Source organism: Streptomyces iranensis (genome assembly GCF_017874715.1).
GTDB classification, from domain to species: domain Bacteria; phylum Actinomycetota; class Actinomycetes; order Streptomycetales; family Streptomycetaceae; genus Streptomyces; species Streptomyces iranensis.
The window spans coordinates 223,352-242,168 of record NZ_JAGGLR010000012.1 but is presented as its reverse complement, the minus strand read 5'-3'; the positions used below and the strand labels follow the sequence as shown (position 1 = coordinate 242,168).

18 protein-coding genes are annotated in these 18,817 nt (G+C 70.3%); 8 read left to right on the top strand and 10 right to left on the bottom strand.

Annotation, left to right across the window (positions count from 1 at the left end):
* Positions 1–11: 11 nt before the first annotated feature.
* The gene (locus J2Z30_RS23320; protein WP_044580374.1) at positions 12–1,529 is read right to left on the bottom strand and encodes an ABC transporter substrate-binding protein; all 1,518 of its coding nucleotides are present in this window, start codon (positions 1,527–1,529) and stop codon (positions 12–14) included.
* A 5-nt stretch (positions 1,530–1,534) separates the two neighbouring features.
* On the bottom strand, positions 1,535–2,608 hold the full coding sequence (locus tag J2Z30_RS23315; RefSeq protein ID WP_044580375.1) for an isocitrate/isopropylmalate dehydrogenase family protein: 1,074 nt from the start codon (positions 2,606–2,608) through the stop codon (positions 1,535–1,537).
* A gap of 149 nt (positions 2,609–2,757) precedes the next feature.
* Here J2Z30_RS23315 and J2Z30_RS23310 point away from each other — a divergent pair, with 149 nt between their 5' ends.
* Together J2Z30_RS23310 and J2Z30_RS23305 are read left to right on the top strand one after the other, a co-directional pair.
* Positions 2,758–4,218 (top strand): amidase, encoded by a 1,461-nt coding sequence (locus J2Z30_RS23310; protein ID WP_209468798.1) that lies wholly within the window; start codon positions 2,758–2,760, stop codon positions 4,216–4,218.
* Entirely contained in the window at positions 4,215–4,982 is a 768-nt protein-coding gene (locus J2Z30_RS23305) for a FadR/GntR family transcriptional regulator (RefSeq protein ID WP_044580377.1), read from the top strand. The genes J2Z30_RS23310 and J2Z30_RS23305 overlap by 4 nt, the downstream gene beginning before the upstream one ends.
* Positions 4,983–5,020: 38 nt before the next feature.
* Here the strand turns inward: J2Z30_RS23305 and J2Z30_RS23300 are convergent, their stop codons facing one another.
* Positions 5,021–5,740: an SDR family NAD(P)-dependent oxidoreductase gene (locus J2Z30_RS23300; protein WP_044580378.1), complete on the bottom strand. Its 720-nt coding sequence runs from the start codon at positions 5,738–5,740 to the stop codon at positions 5,021–5,023.
* Positions 5,737–6,552, bottom strand: a complete 816-nt coding sequence (locus J2Z30_RS23295; protein WP_044580379.1) for a polysaccharide deacetylase family protein — start codon at positions 6,550–6,552, stop codon at positions 5,737–5,739. Before J2Z30_RS23295 ends, J2Z30_RS23300 begins: the two co-directional genes overlap by 4 nt.
* A 126-nt stretch (positions 6,553–6,678) precedes the next feature.
* On the opposite strand from J2Z30_RS23295, the gene J2Z30_RS51005 reads away from it, so the two are divergent.
* Positions 6,679–7,440, top strand: coding sequence for a FadR/GntR family transcriptional regulator (locus tag J2Z30_RS51005; protein ID WP_044580381.1), 762 nt, complete (start codon positions 6,679–6,681; stop codon positions 7,438–7,440).
* 7 nt (positions 7,441–7,447) lie between these two features.
* On the opposite strand, the gene J2Z30_RS23285 is transcribed toward J2Z30_RS51005, so the two are convergent.
* The 4 genes from J2Z30_RS23285 to J2Z30_RS23270 all read right to left on the bottom strand — a co-directional run bounded on the left by J2Z30_RS23285 (position 7,448) and on the right by J2Z30_RS23270 (position 11,601).
* On the bottom strand, positions 7,448–8,794 hold the full coding sequence (locus J2Z30_RS23285; protein ID WP_044580382.1) for an amidase: 1,347 nt from the start codon (positions 8,792–8,794) through the stop codon (positions 7,448–7,450).
* Between the two features lie 149 nt (positions 8,795–8,943).
* Positions 8,944–9,714: an SDR family NAD(P)-dependent oxidoreductase gene (locus J2Z30_RS23280; RefSeq protein WP_044580384.1), complete on the bottom strand. Its 771-nt coding sequence runs from the start codon at positions 9,712–9,714 to the stop codon at positions 8,944–8,946.
* A complete protein-coding gene (locus J2Z30_RS23275; RefSeq protein WP_044580385.1) occupies positions 9,711–11,033 on the bottom strand; it encodes an MFS transporter in 1,323 nt (440 codons plus the stop codon). The genes J2Z30_RS23280 and J2Z30_RS23275 overlap by 4 nt, the downstream gene beginning before the upstream one ends.
* Positions 11,034–11,139: 106 nt before the next feature.
* Positions 11,140–11,601, bottom strand: a complete 462-nt coding sequence (locus J2Z30_RS23270) for an Lrp/AsnC family transcriptional regulator (RefSeq protein ID WP_044580386.1) — start codon at positions 11,599–11,601, stop codon at positions 11,140–11,142.
* Between the two features lie 179 nt (positions 11,602–11,780).
* On the opposite strand from J2Z30_RS23270, the gene ilvN reads away from it, so the two are divergent.
* Genes ilvN through J2Z30_RS23250 form a run of 4 tightly spaced genes read left to right on the top strand, consistent with a single transcriptional unit; the run spans position 11,781 to position 15,788 of the window.
* On the top strand, positions 11,781–12,323 hold the full coding sequence (ilvN, locus tag J2Z30_RS23265; RefSeq protein ID WP_209468797.1) for an acetolactate synthase small subunit: 543 nt from the start codon (positions 11,781–11,783) through the stop codon (positions 12,321–12,323).
* Complete coding sequence (locus J2Z30_RS23260; RefSeq protein WP_044580388.1) at positions 12,320–13,411, top strand: thiamine pyrophosphate-dependent enzyme; 1,092 nt, start codon at positions 12,320–12,322, stop codon at positions 13,409–13,411. Before ilvN ends, J2Z30_RS23260 begins: the two co-directional genes overlap by 4 nt.
* Positions 13,412–13,443: 32 nt before the next feature.
* Entirely contained in the window at positions 13,444–14,442 is a 999-nt protein-coding gene (locus tag J2Z30_RS23255) for an alpha-ketoacid dehydrogenase subunit beta (protein ID WP_044582539.1), read from the top strand.
* 29 nt (positions 14,443–14,471) lie between these two features.
* Positions 14,472–15,788, top strand: a complete 1,317-nt coding sequence (locus J2Z30_RS23250) for a dihydrolipoamide acetyltransferase family protein (RefSeq protein ID WP_044580389.1) — start codon at positions 14,472–14,474, stop codon at positions 15,786–15,788.
* On the opposite strand, the gene J2Z30_RS23245 is transcribed toward J2Z30_RS23250, so the two are convergent.
* Positions 15,779–16,630 (bottom strand): helix-turn-helix domain-containing protein, encoded by an 852-nt coding sequence (locus J2Z30_RS23245; protein WP_044580390.1) that lies wholly within the window; start codon positions 16,628–16,630, stop codon positions 15,779–15,781. The genes J2Z30_RS23250 and J2Z30_RS23245 overlap by 10 nt on opposite strands.
* Positions 16,631–16,891: 261 nt before the next feature.
* Between J2Z30_RS23245 and J2Z30_RS23240 the strand changes: the two genes are divergently transcribed.
* Positions 16,892–17,818, top strand: coding sequence for an alpha/beta hydrolase (locus J2Z30_RS23240; protein WP_044580391.1), 927 nt, complete (start codon positions 16,892–16,894; stop codon positions 17,816–17,818).
* Positions 17,819–17,827: 9 nt separating this feature from the next.
* Here J2Z30_RS23240 and J2Z30_RS23235 read toward each other — a convergent pair whose 3' ends face one another.
* Entirely contained in the window at positions 17,828–18,706 is an 879-nt protein-coding gene (locus J2Z30_RS23235; RefSeq protein WP_044580392.1) for a LysR family transcriptional regulator, read from the bottom strand.
* Positions 18,707–18,817: the final 111 nt, after the last annotated feature.

Here is an 18,817-nt window from a genome sequence, read left to right as displayed (position 1 = left end):
GAGGCCGCCTTTCATGACCGGCCCAGGCCGGTGAGATCCATTGACTCGGAGACGTAGTTCACCGGCAGGCCGGTGATGTCCTTGTCCGCCACCGTCAGCATCGGCAGCAGGAACAGCCAGTCGGCCGCGGCGTCCTTGGACAGAAGCCGGGCAGCCGCCCGCATGTAGGTGATCTGCTCCTTCTTGGTGCCCTGGTCCGCCTTCTGCAGCAACGCGCGGAATTCAGGGTTGTCGTAGCCGGTGTAGTAGCCCTTGCCCCCGAACACCGTCTGCATGTCGCGGGGCTCCAAATGGCCGATGATGGACATGTCGTAGTCGGCGTTCTTGAATACGGTGCTCAGCCAGGCGGCGGGGAACTCCAGTTGGTCGAGCTTGACCTTGAAACCGGCCTGTTCGAGCTGACTCTTGACCACGGTGCCGCACGCGATGGCGTAAGGCAGCGTCGGAATGCGCAGCCGCAACGTATGGCCGGCTTCGCCGGACTCCTTGAGGAGCTTCTTGGCCTTGTCCCGGTCGTACGGATACTGGTTCGTGAGGTTCTGGTACCACGGGTCGGTCGGAGGGACCATGCTGCCGATGAGCTTGCCTCGGCCTGCCCAGCAGGTGTCCATCAGGGCCTTGTGGTCGATGGCGTAGCGGACTGCCTGACGGGCCTTCCGGTTCCGCATCGGGCCCGAGCTGTTGTTGAGGGAGAGGACCACCTCGGAGTTGGTCGAGCCCTCGATGACCTTGTACTTCGGATTGTTCTGGAACCGGTACAGCGTATCCGGGGACTGCATATCGTTGATCACGTTGATGGTGCCTGTGAGCAGCGCGTTGTTCAGGGCCGTCGGATCCTTGAAGTACTTGAGGGTGACCGACTTGAAGTGCGGTTCGCGCCCCCAGTAGCCATCACGGCGGGCCAGCGTGATCGAGTCGCCGCGGTTCCACCTCTTCACCACATACGGGCCGGTGCCCACGGGCTCAGTGGCCAGCTTGCTCACGCCGGTCCGGCTGAACATCGCGCCGACGCGGGTGGTCATCCGGTACAGCCAGTCGTTGCTCGGCTTTTTCAGGGTGACCTTCAGTTCGGTGGGCGACACCGCCCGCGCCGTGTCGACGACGTCCATCTGGGACTTCTGCGCCACCGTCCAGTCGGAACTGACGCGTTCGATGGAGAACTTGGCGTCCTCGGCCGTGAACCGTGCGCCATTGCTGAACGTGGCGTTCTTCACCAGATGGAACGTGTACGTCCTGCGGTCCTTGGACAGCCTCCACGACGTGGCCAGCTGGGGCTGTATCCTGCCGGACTGGTCCAGCTTCACCAGGTTCTGGTAGACGTTGTAGAGCAGTGCCTGCGGAATGGCGTTACCCGCGGTTTTGGTGAAGTCGAAGTTGGCCGGCTCGGCGGTGAGGCCGATGTTCAGGGAATTCTTCCCCGCACTGCCGCCGGTTGCCGTGGAACCGGCCGAGCAGGATGCCAGCAGCAGGCATGCGAGCGTGGCTGCGATCGCCCCGGTACCTCGCGTCGGCCGCCTGTGATGTCTCATACGTTCTATTCCTGGCCTTCCATCGCGTGCAGAACGGCTGATGCCACGTCCGCCGTGGTGGCGTTGCCGCCGAGGTCGGCCGTGTGGTGCTTGGTATCCCGCAAGGCGTCCGCCACCGCGTCGCGGACGCGGCGGGCCGCGCCGGTGTGTCCGAGGTCGTCGAGCAGCATCGCGCCGGAGAGCATGCAGGCCACCGGATTCGCCAGGCCCTTCCCGGCGATGTCGGGAGCGGAGCCGTGGACGGGTTCGTAGATGCCCGGCACATCCGCGCCCGGCAGGACGTTGGCGCTGGGCGCCATGCCCATACCGCCGGCCAGCACCGCGGCGAGATCGGAGAGGATGTCGCCGAACAGATTGCTGGTGAGCAGTACGTCGAGGGAGCGCGGAGCCTGGATCATACGGGCGGCCATGGCGTCGACCAGCACGGTCTCCAGCTCGACCTGCGGGTACTGCTCGCCGGCCTCGCGCACCACCCGGTCCCACAGCGGATAGCCGTACCGCATCGCGTTGGACTTGGTCACCAGGCACAGCCGCCCCGACCGGCGGCCGGCCAGGGCGAAGGCATGGTGTGCCGCCCGCTCGATGGCGCGACGGGAGTGCACGGCGACCTCGATGCCGAGATCGTGTCCGCTCCCGGCGTGCGCCACCCCGCCGGCGCCGACGTACTCGCCCTCGGTGTTCTCGCGCACGATCACCAGGTCCACGCCATCGGTGTCGCGCACCTTGGTGGGAACGCCGGGGAAGGCGCGGACCGGGCGGAGGTTCACGGCGAGGTCGAGTTGCTGCCGCAGGCCGATGATCAGGCCCCAGATCAGTTCGTGCTCCGGCACATCGGGTCGTCCGACGGCGCCGAACAACACCGCGTCCGTCTGCTTGACGAGGTCGGCCGCGTCGGCCGGCATCGCCGCGCCCTGCCGGAGGAACCGCTCACCTCCCCAGTCCAACGAGGTCACGTCGAGCCGGTGTCCGTCGGCCTCCAGCGCCGCCCGGAGCGTGGGCACGGTCGCCGCGACGACCTCCGGGCCGATTCCGTCTCCTGGAATGACCGCGAGCCGCACGACTTTGGTGTCCCGCGTCATGGACGCCACCTTCCGTTATCACTGGCCTGACCAGTAAGCTCACTTGCCAGGTACCGTGACGACTGAAGTTGTTCCTGTCAAGGGTTCGAACGCCGCGGGAATGACGAGGGGCACCGCCCAGCGGCAGCTGGGGGAGGAGGAGGGTGAGAGTGCGCACGGAACAGGACCTGGCCACCATGCCGGCCGTCGAGATGCTGGCCGGATTCGCCGACGGCACGTTGTCGCCGGTCGAGGTCCACGACGCCGTCCAGTCGGTGATCGAGGCGCGGGAGGGTGTGCTCAACGCGTTCTGGGCGCGGGATCCGGACGCGTCCCGCAAGGCGGCCCTGGCCAGCGAGGCCCGATGGGCGGCGGGGGAACCGCTCGGGCTCATCGACGGCGTGCCCGTGACGCTCAAGGAGAACGTCGCCCGCAGGGGCGTCCCGATGCCCTCGGGCAACGCGGGTACCGAACCGGTCGTGCCCGAGGCGGACGCGCCCATCACCGCGCGGGTCGTCGAATCCGGCGGGGTGATACTCGGGTCGACCGTGATGCCGGACTGGGGCATGCTCTCCTCGGGTGTCTCCAGTCGGCACGGCATTACCCGCAGCCCCTGGAACCCCGGCTGGACGACGGGCGGTTCCAGCTCCGGCGCGGGGGCCGCGGCCGCCGGGGGATACGGTCCGCTCCACGTCGGCACCGACATCGGGGGATCGATCCGGCTGCCGGGCACCTGGCTGGGCCTCGCCACGCTCAAGCCCAGCTATGGCCGGATCCCGCTGGACGCCCCGTACCTGGGGCGTGCCGCGGGTCCCATGACCCGTACCGTGGCGGACGCGGCCCTGTTCATGCGTGTCCTGAGCCGGCCCGATCCCCGGGACTGGACGAGCCTGCCGCCACAGGACATCGACTGGTCGGCGCTGGACGGCGAGATGCGCGGACTGCGGGTGGGAGTGCACCTGGACGCCGGCTGTGGGGAGTCGTGCGACGCCGAGATCCTCGCCGCGGTGAACCGCGCGGCCGCGGTCTTCGAGGCGGCGGGAGCCATCGTGGAGCCGGTCGGGCGGTTCATGACCCAAGAGCTCCTGGACGACCTGGATCTGTTCTTGCGGGTGCGGTCCTGGAACGACTTCCGCGCCCTGGAGCCCGAGGCCCGGCTGCGCGTCCACCCCCACATCATCCGGTGGTGTCAGGGGGGCGCCGATGTGCCGGGCACCAGGGTTCTCCAGTGCTACCAGCAGATCATGGGCATCCAGGCGCGGACGGTGGCGGCGACGCTGCCGTACGATCTGGTGCTCTCGCCGGTGGCGCCGGTGGCGGCGTTCGCCGCCGAGCAGCCGATGCCCTTCCCGGGGGACGAGAAGACCATGGCCCACATCGGCTTCACCGCGCCGTACAACATGTCGGGCCAGCCCGCCGCGACCGTCAACTGCGGCTTTACGGCGGACCGCCGTCCCATCGGGGTGCAGATCGCGGGCCGGCGTTTCGACGATCTCGGCGTCCTGAGGGCGGCGGCATGGTACGAACGGAACCGGCCTGCCGAGGCGGTCCCGCACTGGCCGGACGACGCCGATGGGGCGCTCACGGAGGAGAAGACGACATCGACCACGCCCGAAGGGGAGAAGCCTTGAGCGACGGGGCACAGTTCCGGCAGGTCTCGCCGGTACGGCTCTACCAGCGGATCGTCGAGCAGATCGAGCAGGCGATCGTGCGCGGTGACCTGAAGCCCGGCCAACGGCTGCCGAGCGAAAGGGAGTTGGTGACGCAGTTCGGGGCCAGCCGTCCCACGGTGCGCGAGGCGTTGCGCGTGCTGGAGAGCGACGGCCTCGTCCGCTCGCGCCCCGGTGACCCGAACGGCCCGGAGATCCTGCCCTACTCGTCGGCCGGCCTGACCAAGCAGATGACCCGGCTCGTCCAGTTCGACAATGTGTCGATGGCCGAACTGATCTCGTTCCGCATGATCCTCGACGGGTCGGCGAGCTCGCTGGCGGCCCGGCTGCGGTCCGAGGAGGAGCTGTCCGCCATGGAACGGACGATCGCCGTCATGTCGGAGGCGATCGAGGAGGGGTACGAGGAGTTCAGCAAGGCCGACGTCGCGTTCCACGAGGCGGTGGCCGTGGCCAGCCGCAACTCCCTCATCGAGGTCTGCAACCAGGTGGTCAGGGGCGCCGTCCTCGCGCTGATCTCGGACAAGGTCGCCCATGCGCACAACAGCGCGGCGCTCATGCGGGAGTCGCTCCGTCACCACCAGGAGGTGCTCGAGGCGATCCGCACGGGGGACGGCCTGGCGGCGGCACGCATCTCACGGCGCAAGCTCTACGAGTACTACGCCGGCTACGTCCCCGAGAACGAGCGGGGGCCGCTGCTCGCGCTCGTGGAGGACGAGGAGAGCTGACCCCCGCTGCCGCCCGCCCGGCGCGGGAGCCGCTTCCCTCAGTGCAGCGACCGGCCGCCGTCGACGGCGAGGGTGGCTCCGGTGAGGTAGCCGTTGGTCCCGGCCAGCACCACCGCTTCGGCGATCTCCTCGGCCGTGCCCGCCCTGCCGATCAGGTAGCCGCGCCGCTCGTCGACGTGCTCGCGCTCGCTCGGCGAGCGCTGCTCCTGAGCCGCCCTGGCCAGAGGGGTGTCGACCAGCCCTGGGCACACACAGTTCACCCGGATGCCCCGGGGGGCGAGGTCCAGGGCCATCGAGCGGCTCAGTCCCACGGCCGCGGACTTCGACGCGACATAGGCGGCCATCTCGGGGATCGGCCGCACCCCGGCGGCCGACGAGACGACCACGATCGCCCCGCCTTCGCCCATGAGGGGCAGCAGTGCCCGGCTGACCGTCCACACCCCGGTCACGTTCACGGCGAAGGCCCGGTGCCAGTCCTCCTCCGCCGTCCCGGCCGCGGTGTCGACCGCTCCGACGGCGACCGCCCCGGCGCAGTGCACCAGCAGGTCGAGGTGGCCGTGGGCATGGGCGACCCGCTCGGCGAGCGCGTGGACGGACGCGCCGTCGGTGACGTCCACCGGCTCTTCCCCCGCGGCCGGAGCCCGGTCCGCCACCACCACGGCGGTGCCTCCCGCCCGCAGCCGGGCGGCCACGGCGGCACCGATTCCACTGGCGCCCCCCGTGACCACCGCGACGCCCGGAGCGATCCCGGCGCTCATGTCGCGTCCCGCTCGGCGAGGAGCCCCGGACGAACGCGCTCGGCGTAGTCGGCGCAGGACAGGAACTCCGCGCGCCCCGAGGCCAGCGCATGTTGGATGGTCTGCTCCAGGACCCACATCCGGGACGGCCGTCCGATGATCTGTGGGTGCATGGCCAGCATGAAATGCGTCCCCGGCTCCTCGACCAGGCCGTCGAACTCCCGGGTCCAGGTCTCGAGCACCGCCGAGGGCGCCGACATCACCCGCCCCGCCACGCGGTTGGTGTACATGAAGACCGGGGTGTCGACGAGGGCCCAGGCGAACGGGAGCTCGACGATGCCGGTCGTGCGGTCGCGCGTGTCCAGCAGATGGGCCGAGTCGGAGTCGAAGAGGTTGGAGGAGAACCGCATGCCGTGCTTCTCCATCAGCTTCACCGAGTGCGGGGTCAGCTCCGCGGCGGGTGAGCGCCAGCCCTGGGGCGCGCGGCCCGTCGCCCGCGTGATGGCGTCCGCGGCGAGCTGGAACTCCTCGGCCTCCTGCTCCTCGCCGAGCTGCTCCGACCAGGCGTGGGTGTGGCTGTGGTGCTCGATGGTCAGCCCGGCTTCCAGGATCGCCTCGATCTGGGCCGGGTAGCGCTCCACCACCTGGCCGGGGACGAAGAAGGTGGCCGTGATGTCGTAGCGGCGCAGCAGAGCGAGGATCCGGGGCAGTCCCACCTTCGGGCCGTAGTGTCCCTGGGACACCCAGACCGGCTTGTCCACTCCGGCGGGGTCGCGGGCCGTCCAGAGGAGTTCGGCGTCCATGTCGAAGGTCAGCAGAACGGGCGTGGTCATCGATGTGCTCCTGGCTGGATCCGCGCGGGACGTCCGTCCCTGCTGGGAATTGTGGTCTGAACAGCTGCTAGGTTGAGTATGTGGCCGTGTGGGGCGCGGCCCGGGGGACGACGGGACTGGGGAGCGATGTTCACGCCGGTAGACAAGAAGCGGGCCTTCGAGGCGGTCGTCCAGCAGATCGAGTCGGCGATCTACGCCGGCGAGTACGCCCCCGGTGACTTCCTGCCGCCCGAGCGGACGCTGGTCGAGGACTTCGGGGTGGGCCGGTCCACGGTCCGTGAGGCGCTGCGGATCCTGGAGAGCATGGGCCTGGTGCGGACCAGTCCGGGCAGCCGGAGCGGGCCCGAGGTCTGCGGCTCGGTGACCCCGGGCCTGACCCGGATGCTGCGGGGCGCGGTACGGATGGAGGAGATCCCGGTGGTGGACCTCGTCCAGTACCGGATCATCGCCGGAGCCGCCGCCAACCGGCTCGCGGCTCATCTGCGGACGGATGAGCACCTCGAGCGGATGGAGGCGGCGATCGAGGCGATGGAGGCCGCCACCGACGCCGCCACCTTCGCCGCGGCGGACGACGGCTTCCACGTGGTCGTCCGGGAGGCGGCCGGGAATCGCGTGCTCGGCATGGTGGGCGGCGTGATTCAGGACGCCACCCTCGATCTGGTGGCCGGGGCCGTCGGCCCATCCGGCGGTGCGTCGCGGATGCGGCGGGAGTTCATCGCCGACCACCGCCGCATCCTCGCCGCGATCGCCGGGCACGACGGCGACACCGCGGCCCGACTGGCCAGCCAGACCCTGTACGACGCCTACTCCGGCGCCCTCGACGAGGAGCAGCGGCACCGACTCGCGGTGTTGCTCGAGCCGGACGTGCGGAACTCGCGCGACCACTGAGCCCACCTCACCCGGCCGTGGCCGAACGCGTCGGCCACGGTGCGGCGCGCGGCGGGAAGACGTGGTTCTGCACCGCGTCGGCCACGTCCAGGAGCCGGTCCTCGGCCCCCGGGCGGCCCAGCACCTGCAGCCCCACCGGCATACCCGCCACCGTTCCGCACGGCACCGTGATCGCCGGATAGCCGGTGTAGTTGGCCAGGAAGGTGTAGGCGACCAGCTCGCGGCGGGCGACCTCGGGCAGCGCGTCGGGCGGACCGCCCGCGCCTTCCGGCGCGATCACTCCCGTGGTGGGCGTCACCAGGAAGTCGACGCCGTCGAGCAGCGTGTCGAGGTGGTCCGCGGCGGCGTCCGCGCGGCCCAGCGACTCCGAGTACCGCGCGCCGCTGACCTCGGCCGCCCGCTCGAAGTGGTGGCGTGCGTAGCCGGAGAGGAGCCGGCGCGAGGCCGCGTCGGCCATCATCCGGTCCCCTCCGGTGGCCAGCCGGTCGGCCATCATGGCGTCGTAGAAGGGCTCGGCGAACCGGGGGGTGTCCAGGCCGAGCCGGCTGTCGTCGACCTCGACGTCGTCGAGGAGGGCGAGCCGTCCCACCGCGGAGCGGACCGCCCCGACCACCTCGGGGGCGGCGTCCCGGCCGCTGTCGGCGACCCAGCGCAGCCGCCACCCGGGGTGCGCGGACCGCATCAGGGCATCGCGGTCGACGAAGGTGCGCGTGCTCCGCTCGGCGTCCCACGGCCCCCGCATGGCCTGCCACATCGCACGGGCGTCCGCGACCCGCAATGCCAGCGGGCCGGGGACGGAGAACCGGCGGGTGCCGATGAACCCGCCACCGGCCGGCGTGGCCCCGCGGGACGGCTTGAGCCCGACCACACCGCACAGGGCCGCCGGAATGCGCACCGATCCTCCCCCGTCACTGCCCAGGGCGACCGGGGTCAGACCGGCGGCGACGGAGGCCGCCGCGCCCCCGCTGGACCCGCCGCAGATGCGGGCCGGGTCCCACGGGTTGAGCGTCTCCGGCTGGAGTTCGTTGACCGTGCGGATGTAGATCGCGAATTCGGGGGTGTTGGTCTTGCCGACGAGGATTCCCCCCGCGCGCCGGATGCGAGCGACCACGGGAGCGTCCCGCACCGGCACGTGCTCGGCGAACACCGCGGAACCGAATGTCGTACGGACGTGGCCGGTCGCGTAGGTGTCCTTGACCGAGAAGGGGATCCCGTGCATCGGCCCCGGGCGATCCGGGGCCGCGTCGGCCGCCTCGGCATCGGTGAGCGCCCGCTCGGGACAGACCGTGAGGAAGGCGTGCAGTCGGGGATCGTGGTCGCGGATCCGGTCCAGGCTCTCTCGAGTGGCCGTCACGGCGGACCGGGCCCGGTCTATTCGCTGTGAGTCCCGCTGTGCGTCCCGCTGTGAGTCAAGCTGTGCGTCCTGCGGTGCGTCCTGCTGTGCGTCAGGGGCGCTCGCCAAGGTGTTCACTCCGATCGTGGTTCGGGAATGACCGGGGGCGGTCATGACCAGCCGCCGAAGATCGACCAGCCGCCGTCAACGGCGAGGGTCTGGCCCGTGACGTAGGACGCCTCGGCCGAGAGCAGGAAGCGCACGACGGACGCGACCTCGCCGGGCGACCCGAGGCGGCGCAGCGGGGTACGCCCGAGGACGCCCTGTTCGTCGAGCAGACCGCGGGCGAAGTTGCGCTCGACCAGCGGTGTGCGGATCGTGCCCGGGGCGACCGCGTTCACCCGGATCCCGGCGGTGGCCCATTCGGCGGCAAGCTGGCGGACGAGTCCCTCGAGACCCGCCTTCACCGCGCCGTACCCCGTCCGGCCGTGCAACGCCCGGCCCGCGGCCAGGCTCGACATCGCCACCACCGCGCCCCCGTCGGCGGCCAGCAGCGGGTGGGCGGTGCGCAGCAGCCGGGCGGCGGCCTCGACGTGCACCGCCCACAGCTCCTGCCAGCCCGCGTCGTCGATGTCGAGGAACGAGCGGGTCATGCCGGTGCCCGCGTTGCTGACCACCCCGTCGACGCGTCCGAAGGCCGACTCCGCGGCCTCGACGAGCGCCCGGGTGGTCGCCGGATCGGCGACATCGCCCGCCACCGCGACGCAGCCACGGCCCTCGGCCCGCACCTCCGACTCCACCCGCGCCAGGTCACCGTCCGCGTCGAGACCGTGCACGACCACGTCCCAGCCGGTGCGTGCGAGTGCGAGGGCGCAGGCCCGCCCGATGCCCGACGACGAGCCGGTCACCACCGCGGCGGGCCCTCCCTTCCCGGTGCTCATCGGTCCCGCAGCGGTTCGAAGGCCGTCTCGCGCATCCGCAGATAGACGATCAGCGTCGGAATCGCGGCGGCCATCGCCCAGAACGCCGGTGCGAGCGGGGTGCCGAGCCATGCGATCAGACCCGTCGCGATGAACGGGGCGGTCCCGCCGAAGATCGCCGAGCTGAGGTTGTACGGCAGGGCCATGCCGGAGTAGCGCAGCCGGGTCGGAAACAGCTCGGTCAGGCCCGCCGTCCCCGGACCCGAGTAGCACGCCATGATCAACATCGCCGGGAGCTGGGCGACCAGCGCGGCCCAGAACGAGCCGTGGGACATCAAGAGGTAGATCGGGATCGCCGATACGAAGAACACGGCGGCGTGGGCGATCAGGATCGGCCGCCTGCCCACCTTGTCCGACACCCGTCCCATGACCAGCGTCAGCGCCGCGTAGGCGACCATCCCGACGACATTGGCCAGGTAGGCGTCGCCGAGGCTCAGACCGGCCTCGTTGTGCAGGAACGTCGGGGTGTAGGTCAGGAACGTGTAGAAACCGATGTTCGGCAGAGCGGTGTAGAAGAACGCGGTGAACATCGCGCCGCGCTGCGTCCGCACCGCCTCGGCGGCCGGTCGCTCGGCCACCTCGCCGGCCTCCCGCAGGGCCTGGAAGTGGGGTGTGTCCTCCATCCGGAACCGGATGTAGAAGCCGATCGCGCCCAGTGGAAGCGACAACAGGAACGGGATGCGCCAGCCGCCGTTCTCCAGCGCGTCGGCCGAGCCGAGGTTGGTGATCGCCGTGACGACCAGGACGCCGGCCAGTGTCCCGGTGATGACGCTGAACTGCTGCCAGCTCGACACCCGGCCGCGCCGGCCGACCGGGGCGTTCTCGGTCATCACCGTGGCCGAGCCGGTGAACTCCCCACCGGCCGAGAAACCCTGGAGCAGACGCAGCAGCACCAGGAGGGACGGCGCCGCGATCCCGGCGGCGGCGTACGTGGGCAGCAGCCCCATGCCGAGGGTGCTCGCCGACACCAGGATCAGGGCCCACGCCAGCGCGGTACGGCGGCCACGCCGGTCGCCGAGCTGCCCGAAGAACAGCCCGCCCAGCGGCCGGACCACGAAGCCGACGCCGAACACCGCGAACGTCGACAGCGTCGAGGCCACGGTGGACTCGCTCGGAAAGAACAGCGACGAGATCACCGGACTGAGCGCGGCGTAGACGCCGTAGTCGTACCACTCGATGAAGTTGCCGATACCACCGGCGACGACCGCACGGCGTGCGCTGTGGCCGGACGGCACGGTATCGGTCTGCGCCACGTTCGGGGGTCTGGCGGTCGTGGGCATGTGGGCCTCCCTGAGACGTGGTTTGTGCGACCTAGCTACTGGTCGGACCAGTAGAAAAGTAGGTCACTGCGCCGGGAGTGTCCAGGGCCGCGGTTCTCCGAATACTTCAGGGCATGGGCGCTCCGCGCTGCCAGGAGTCGATGACGATCAGCGTCTTCGTCTGGAGCACACCAACCCCCTTACGGCGCAGACGATTGACCACTTTCTGCAGGTCATCGACGCTGTCGACATGCAACCTGACCAGCGCGTCCACATCGCCGGTGAGCGTCAGCACCTCGTCGACCTCCGGCAGGGTCGACGCGAACTCCACGATGTCGTGGATATCGGTGTCACCCGTGAAACGCAGCTCCGTGACCGCCTGAAGGCCCTGACCCAGCTTGGCCTGATCCGTGGTGATCGTGTAGCCGGTGATGATTCCCGACTCCTCCAGGCGTGCGATGCGCCGGCGCACCGGCGCCGGGGAGAGCTGCACCAGGCGTGCGATGTCCCGAACGGTGCGCCGCCCGTCGGCTCGCAGCAACTCCAGGATCTGCAGATCGACCGAGTCGAGATGTACGGGTGCCGACATGCCAAAAGTGTAAGCAGCACTTCCCCCAACACTCACTCCCGCCCCGGCCGGACTGCCCAGGAGGAGCGTGTTCCGCATCGCTGCGCACACTTTCGTTGTGGACGGACCGGGCCCCTGAAACGGTGTCCCGCATGTCAGCGTCGACACAACCGGCAACACACGTTGCCCCCTCCGAAACCGTGAAGCCAGGCAGGCACCAGGCCGGTGCCGTGCTGCGACTCGATGTCCTCGCCACGCCCCTGGCGGTCGCCCGGATCGCCTCGATCCTGGCCCATCGCCAGTTCGACGTGGTCACCATGGACATCGCCGCGCCCGTCGACGGGCTGCGGAGGATCACCATCGAGGTGGACACGGCGGACGACGTCAGGTTGCAGCAGCTCGTCAAGTTCCTGAACCGCTCATCCGACGTCGTCAAGGTCATCCGCCTCTCCGACGACACGTCGCACAACCGGCGCGGGGCGTTCGTCACGGTCGCCTTTCCCGAAGGCCGGCTCGCCGAAGCCGTCGCCATCGCCCGTGCGTTCTCCGCCGAGATCGTGGAAGCCGACCGGACCCGCTGCACCGTCTTCACCGCGGCGGAGCCCGCCCGTGTCGATGACCTCGTCAAAGCGCTTTCCGGCTTCACCATCCGGGAACTCGTGATGGCGGCGCCGCTGCGGATTCCGCGTCCGCTCCGGAAGCACACCGCCACGGACCGTGGCCACACCTGGGGGCAGCGATGAGTACGGACACGGCACCCGCGGCGGCCCGCGCCGACGACGGCCTGCGGTTGGTCGATCCCGCCGGGACGCTGAACGAACCGGCGGCCGCGGACATGCTCGACGTGACCGGCGAACTGGTACGCGGGCTGTACCGCGACATGGTGCTCGGGCGCCGCTTCGACCAGGAGGCGTACTCCCTGCAACGCCAGGGTGAGCTCGGACTCTGGCTGATGTCCCTCGGACAGGAAGCGGCCCAGGCCGGGTCGATCCGCGCTCTTCGAGCGGACGACCGGGTCTTCCCGTCCTACCGTGAACACGTGGCGGCCCTGTGCCGCGGGATCTCACCGACGGAACTGCTGTCGCAGTGGCGCGGCGCGAGCCATGGCTCATGGGACCCCGAGCGATATCACTTCCACATCTACAGCCTTGTGCTGGCCACGCAGACACTGCACGCGGTCGGCTATGCGATGGGCGTACGGTACGACGCCGCCGACAGCGTCGTGCTCACCTACTTCGGTGACGGTGCGTCCAGCCAGGGGGACGCCAGCGAGGCGCTCAACTGGGCGGCGGTGACATCGGCACCCATCGTGTTCTTCTGCCAGAACAACGGATGGGCGATCTCGACACCCGCGAGCAGGCAGTACGCCGGCCCGCTGAGCGAACGTGCGAAGGGGTTCGGACTCGACGCGGTGTCCGTGGACGGCAATGACGTACTGGCCGTCCACGCCGCCACGCGAGCCATGGTCGAGCGGGTCCGGGCGGGGGGAGCACCCGGGCTCATCGAAGCGCACACATATCGCATGTCAGGACACAGCACGTCGGACGATCCCAAGCGCTATCGCGACCAGGCCGAGCTCGCCCGGTGGGAGGCACACGACCCCGTGGAACGCGTGCGCCTTCTGCTCACGGCGCGCGGCTGGGCCGACGAGGACTACTTCGCCACGGTCGCGTCCGAGTCCGAGGAGCTCGCGGCGCGGACGCGCGAGGAGTGCCGTGCGCTTCCCGAGCCGTCCCTGAGCGACACCTTCCGCAACACCTTGTGTGAGGAGACCGAGGCCCTGCGACGCGAACGCGAGGGTTTCGAGACGTATCTGGAGTCCTTCCTGTGACCACGACGGCCACCACGACCACGACGGCCACCATGACCACGACGGCCACCACGGCCACCACGACCACGCTCGGACGCGCGCTGAACGAGGGCCTGCGGCAGGCGATGCGCGACGACGAGCGGGCGGTTCTGCTCGGCGAGGACATCGCCTCCCTGGGCGGGGTGTTCCGGGTGACCGATGGCCTCGCCGCCGAGTTCGGCGACCGTGTCGTGGACACCCCGCTGGCCGAATCGGGAATCGTCGGGACGGCGATCGGCCTGGCCCTGCGCGGGTACCGACCGGTGTGCGAGATCCAGTTCGACGGTTTCGTCTACCCTGCCTTCGATCAGATCGTCAGCCAGCTGGCGAAGATGCGGGCCCGCTCCCGCGGGCTGCTGCGGCTTCCGGTCACCATCCGGATCCCGGTGGGCGGCGGGATCGGCGCGGTCGAGCACCACAGCGAGTCGAATGAGGCGTACTTCTGCCACACGGCCGGCCTGCGCGTCGTGGCATGCGGCCATCCTCAGGACGCGTACGACATGCTCCGCGCCGCGATCGCGTGTGACGACCCCGTCATCTTCTACGAGCCGAAGCGCCGCTACTGGGACCGGGCCGAGGTCGACCTCGCCCGCCCCGTGGACGGCGACACGCTGGGGCGCGCCCGGATCCTGCGCGAGGGCACCGACGCCACCGTGGTCGCGTACGGGCCCGCGGTCGCGGTCGCGCTGGGCGTGGCCGAGGTCGCCGCCACCGAAGGCCGTTCGCTGGAAGTCCTGGACCTCCGCTCGCTGTCGCCGCTCGATACCACCGAACTGTGCCGCTCGGCGTCGAAGACGGGACGCGTCGTGGTCGTCCACGAGGCGCCCGTCAACGTCGGTCTGGGCGCGGAAATCGCCGCGACGGTCATGGAGCACTGCTTCTACGACCTCGAAGCCCCCGTGGAACGGGTCGGTGGCTACAACATCCCCTATCCGCCGGCCCGAGCGGAAGGTGACTACCTGCCCGATCTCGATCGAGTTCTCGACGCCGTCGACCGGGTGTGTGCCCCGTGAACTGTCCGGCGAACCTCCCGGAGGACGCGATGCTCGTTACCAAGCACTTCCATCTCCCCGATGTCGGCGAGGGCCTCACCGAAGCCGAGATCCTCGAATGGCGCGTGGCACCCGGTGACCGGGTCGGCGTCAACGACATCATCGTGGAGATCGAGACGGCGAAGGCGGCGGTGGAGCTGCCCAGCCCGTACGCCGGGACCGTCACCGGGATCCTGTGTGCCGCCGGTGAGGCGGTGGCCGTCGGCGCGCCGATCATCGCGTTCCAGGTCGAGGACGACACCGCCCCGCGTACGGGGCTCGAACCCGACGCCACGTTCCAAGAGCCCGCCGATCCGCCCGCCCCGGACGGTGCCCGGGACGAGCAGCCGTCCGCCCCTGCCCGCGAGCCCGTCCTGGTCGGCTATGGGCCGGCCCACGCCCGGACGGCGCGCCGCCCGCGCAAGAGGAAGCCCACGCCGCCGGCCGTCACACCGCCCAGCGGGAAATCCCTCGCCGCCCCACCGGTGCGCAAGCTCGCCCGTGACCTCGGAGTCGACCTGGCCCTGGTGACTGCCACGGGTGCGTCGGGACGCATCACCCGCGAGGATGTCCACCGCCTCGCCGAGAAGCGGGCAACCCCGTCGAACGCCCCTGACCCCGCCCGTGACGAGGTGGTGCGCACACCGATTCGCGGAGTGCGCAAACACATCGCGGAGGCCATGGTCAAGAGCGCTTTCACCGCTCCGCACGTCACGGAATGGGTCACCGCCGACGTGACGCGGTCCCTCAAACTGCTGAAGCGGGCACGCGCCGACAAGGCGTTCGACGGGGTACGCCTGACACCGCTGTGTCTCGTCCTCAAGGCAGCGTTGACCGCCATCTCACGGCATCCCGGGATCAACGCGAAGTGGGACGCCGAGGCCGGTGAGATCGTCCAGTACTCCGATGTCAATCTCGGCATCGCCGCGGCGACACCGCGAGGGCTCATCGTCCCCAACATCGCCGCGGCCCAGCGGCTCTCCCTGCGTGAGATCGCCTTGGCGCTCACCGACCTCGTCGACGAGGCCCGCGCAGGCAAGACGCCACCCGAGCGGATGAGAAACGGGACGTTCACGATCACCAACATCGGTGTCTTCGGCATCGACGGCGGAACACCGATCCTCAACCCCGGCGAGGCGGCGATCCTCTGCTTCGGCCAGGTGCGGCGAACGCCGTGGGAACACAAGGGACGCATACGGCTGCGCGACACCACGACCCTCGCCCTGTCGTTCGACCACCGTCTCGTCGACGGCGAACTCGGTTCGCTCGTCCTGCGCGACATCGCCCGCTTCCTCGAGCGGCCGGACCTGATGGTCCTTCACCGCTGATCGGCCGTCCAGGACGTGAGGACGCGCAGGGCGTCGTGCGAAGCGCTGCCGGGCTCGGCGGTGAGGACCATGAGACGCTGCCCCGAGCCGTCGGGGCTGCTCCAGATGTCGCAGTCCAGCGTCAGGTCGCCGACCAGCCGATGCCGGTAGTGCTTGGTGCCGTAACTGTCGCTGTTGACCCGGTGCTCGGCCCACCAGATGCGGAAGTCGGCGTCCCCGAAGGACAGTTCGCCGACGAGCTGGGCCAGTTCGGGGTCGTCGGGGTCGGCCGCGGCCTCCATGCGCAGCGCGGCGACGGCGTCCCGGGCGTCGTGCCGCCACTCCTGGTGCATGTCTCGGACGATCGGGTCCGTGAACAGCAGCCGCACATAGTTGCGCCGCCCCGACGGCATCAGCGAGAAGTCGGTGAACAGGGCCGCGGCGGCGACGTTCCAGGCCAGGATGTCCATCCGCCGCCCGAGAACGATGGCGGGGGCTGCGGTGAGCTGGTCGAGGAGGCGCCGCATGGTGGGCCGCACGCGCTGCGCGGCCCGCCGTCGGCGGCGCGGCCACTCATCAGCCCTGCCGGCGAGTTCGTACAGGTACTTCCGCTGGTCGTCGTCGAGGCGCAGCGCGCGGGCGAGGGTGGTGAGCACCGATACGGACGCCCGGACGCGGCCCTGCTCCAAGCGTGTGTAGTAGTCGACGCTGATGGCCGCGAGCTGGGCGACCTCCTGGCGGCGGAGTCCCGCGACCCGGCGATGGGAGTCCGTCTCGGGCAGGCCCAGGTCCCGCGGCGCCAGCTGCGCTCGGCGAGCCTTGAGGAAGGCCCCGAGCTCGCGGGGGGCGGGTGCCGGAGTCATGGGTTCCATTGTCGCGTGAGCGCCACGAGGGGACACGAGAGGAGAGGGGGCAGATTTCTTCCCAGGCAGAAACGTGCCCCTTTTGTGTGCCGTGGGTGGCGCCGAGGGTGGGGGAGTGCCCGGCGATGTGCCGGGCGCGGAGCCCACCGTCCGGGGCGGCCCCGCCTGGAGCGGATCCACAGGTCCGTGGCGGATCCATCGCCCCGGCGCGAAGCACCGCCCGGGTGCGGCTCCGCCGTGACAGCACACCTGGAGCATCCCGTGGCGAAGACGAACATCACCTTCGACAGTGCCGGCATCCCGCTCGCCGGTCACCTCTACGTCCCCGACGCCCCCGCGCGCGGCCCGCGCCCGGCGATCGTCGTCGGCCACCCCGGCAGCGGGGTGAAGGAGCAGGCCGCGGGCCTGTACGCGCAGCGCCTGGCCGAGCGGGGCTTCGTCACGCTCGCGTTCGACGCGGCCCACCAGGGCGAAAGCGGTGGCCTGCCGTGCGGTCTGGAGGATCCCGCCCACCGTGTCGAGGACCTCAAGGCCGCCGTCTCCTTCCTCACCACCCGCGGCGAAGCGGACTCGGAGCGCATCGGCGCACTCGGCATCTGCGCCTCCGGTGGCTACGTACTGCCCGCCACTGCGAGCGATCACCGCATCCAGGCCGTCGCCACGGTCAGCGCCGTCGACATCGCCCGCCAGTTCCGGCTGGGAGCCGACGGGACCCAGGACCCGGCCGTGTTCCAGAGCATGCTGGCCGCCGCGGCCGACGCACGCACCACCGAGGCCCGTGGTGAGGCGCCGCCGGTTCTGACCCTCTTCCCCGACACCGCCGAGCAGGCCCGCGCGCTCGGCGGAGAGCACGGCGCCGAGGGCTTCGCGTACTACCGCACCCCGCGCGCCCGGCACCCCCGCTCGGCGGGCTTCCTCACCTGGACCAGCGTCGACAAGATGGCGGCCTTCGACGCCTTCAGCCCGATCCCGCTGATCGGGCAACGGCCTCTGCTCGTGATCGTCGGAGCCCGAGCCGTCACCTCCTGGATGAGCGTCGAAGCGTTCCAGCGGGCCATCGGCCCCAAGGAGATCCACTGGATCGACGGCGCGAGCCATGTCGACCTCTACGACAGAAAGCAGTACGTGGACCCCGCCGTCGAGAAGCTCGTGGGCTTCTTCGGCGAGCACCTGGACCGAGCGGTCTAGGGAACGGCCTCAGCGCCGGGCGAGCAGGTCTTCCAGGGCTCGCAACGCCGTGGCGTTGTCGGCCCGGCGGCGCTTGTGCTCCACCCAGTAGATGGTCCGGTCGGGTGGCCCGTCGCGCAGCGGGAGGACACGGCATCCCGTTCGCGCCTTCAGGTCGTCGGCCATGAAGGAGGGGGTCACGGTCCAGCAGTCCGGGGTGCGCAGCAGCGGTGGCAGCGTATGCACCATGGTGACGGTGTGGACGGGCTCCCGCAGCAGGTTCCGCTCCCGCCACAGGTCGTAGTCGGGGCCCCAGGGCAGGTATATCTCGTTCGACCGGGACAGCGCGGAGAGCGGCAGCGCCCCGGCCGCTTCCCGGTATTCGTCGTCGATCGATGGAGAGTTGACGGCGGCGAGCATCGGATATCGCGCGAGTGGACGCACCCGAAGGTCGGTGTGGACCGGCTCGTAGAAGACGAAGGCGACGTCGAGATGGCCGGCGACGACGCGGTCGCACAGCGCTGTGCTGCGCCCGCTTTCCAGGGTGAGCCGCAGCTGGGGGAGCCGGGTGCGCAGTTCTCCGACGAGCGAGTCGAACACATAGATGCTGATGGCGTCGGCGCCGCCCATGGCCAGGGCCGCGTCCGGGGCTTCGCGGATCCGGGCGGCCTCGCCGACGAGCCGTTCCCACTGCTCGGCGAGCTCGCGGTAGCGCTCACCCGCGACCGTCAGCCCGATCCCCTTCGCTCCCCGTGCCCGCAGGACAAGACGCCGCCCCAGGCGCTTTTCCAGCCGTTCCAGCCGGTAACTCACGGTCGACTGGGAGGTGTGCACGATCCGGGCGGCTTGGGCGAGGCTTCCCGAGCGGGCGATCGCGAGGAAAGTCTCGACCTCCTCTACGACGAACATATCGATCCCGTCGATATTCGGTCTCGAAAACTTGAGCGTGACAGGCATCTTAAGCCCGACCTAACGTGTGTCCACCGGCCGGAGACCCACGTCACATCCGACTGCCGATTC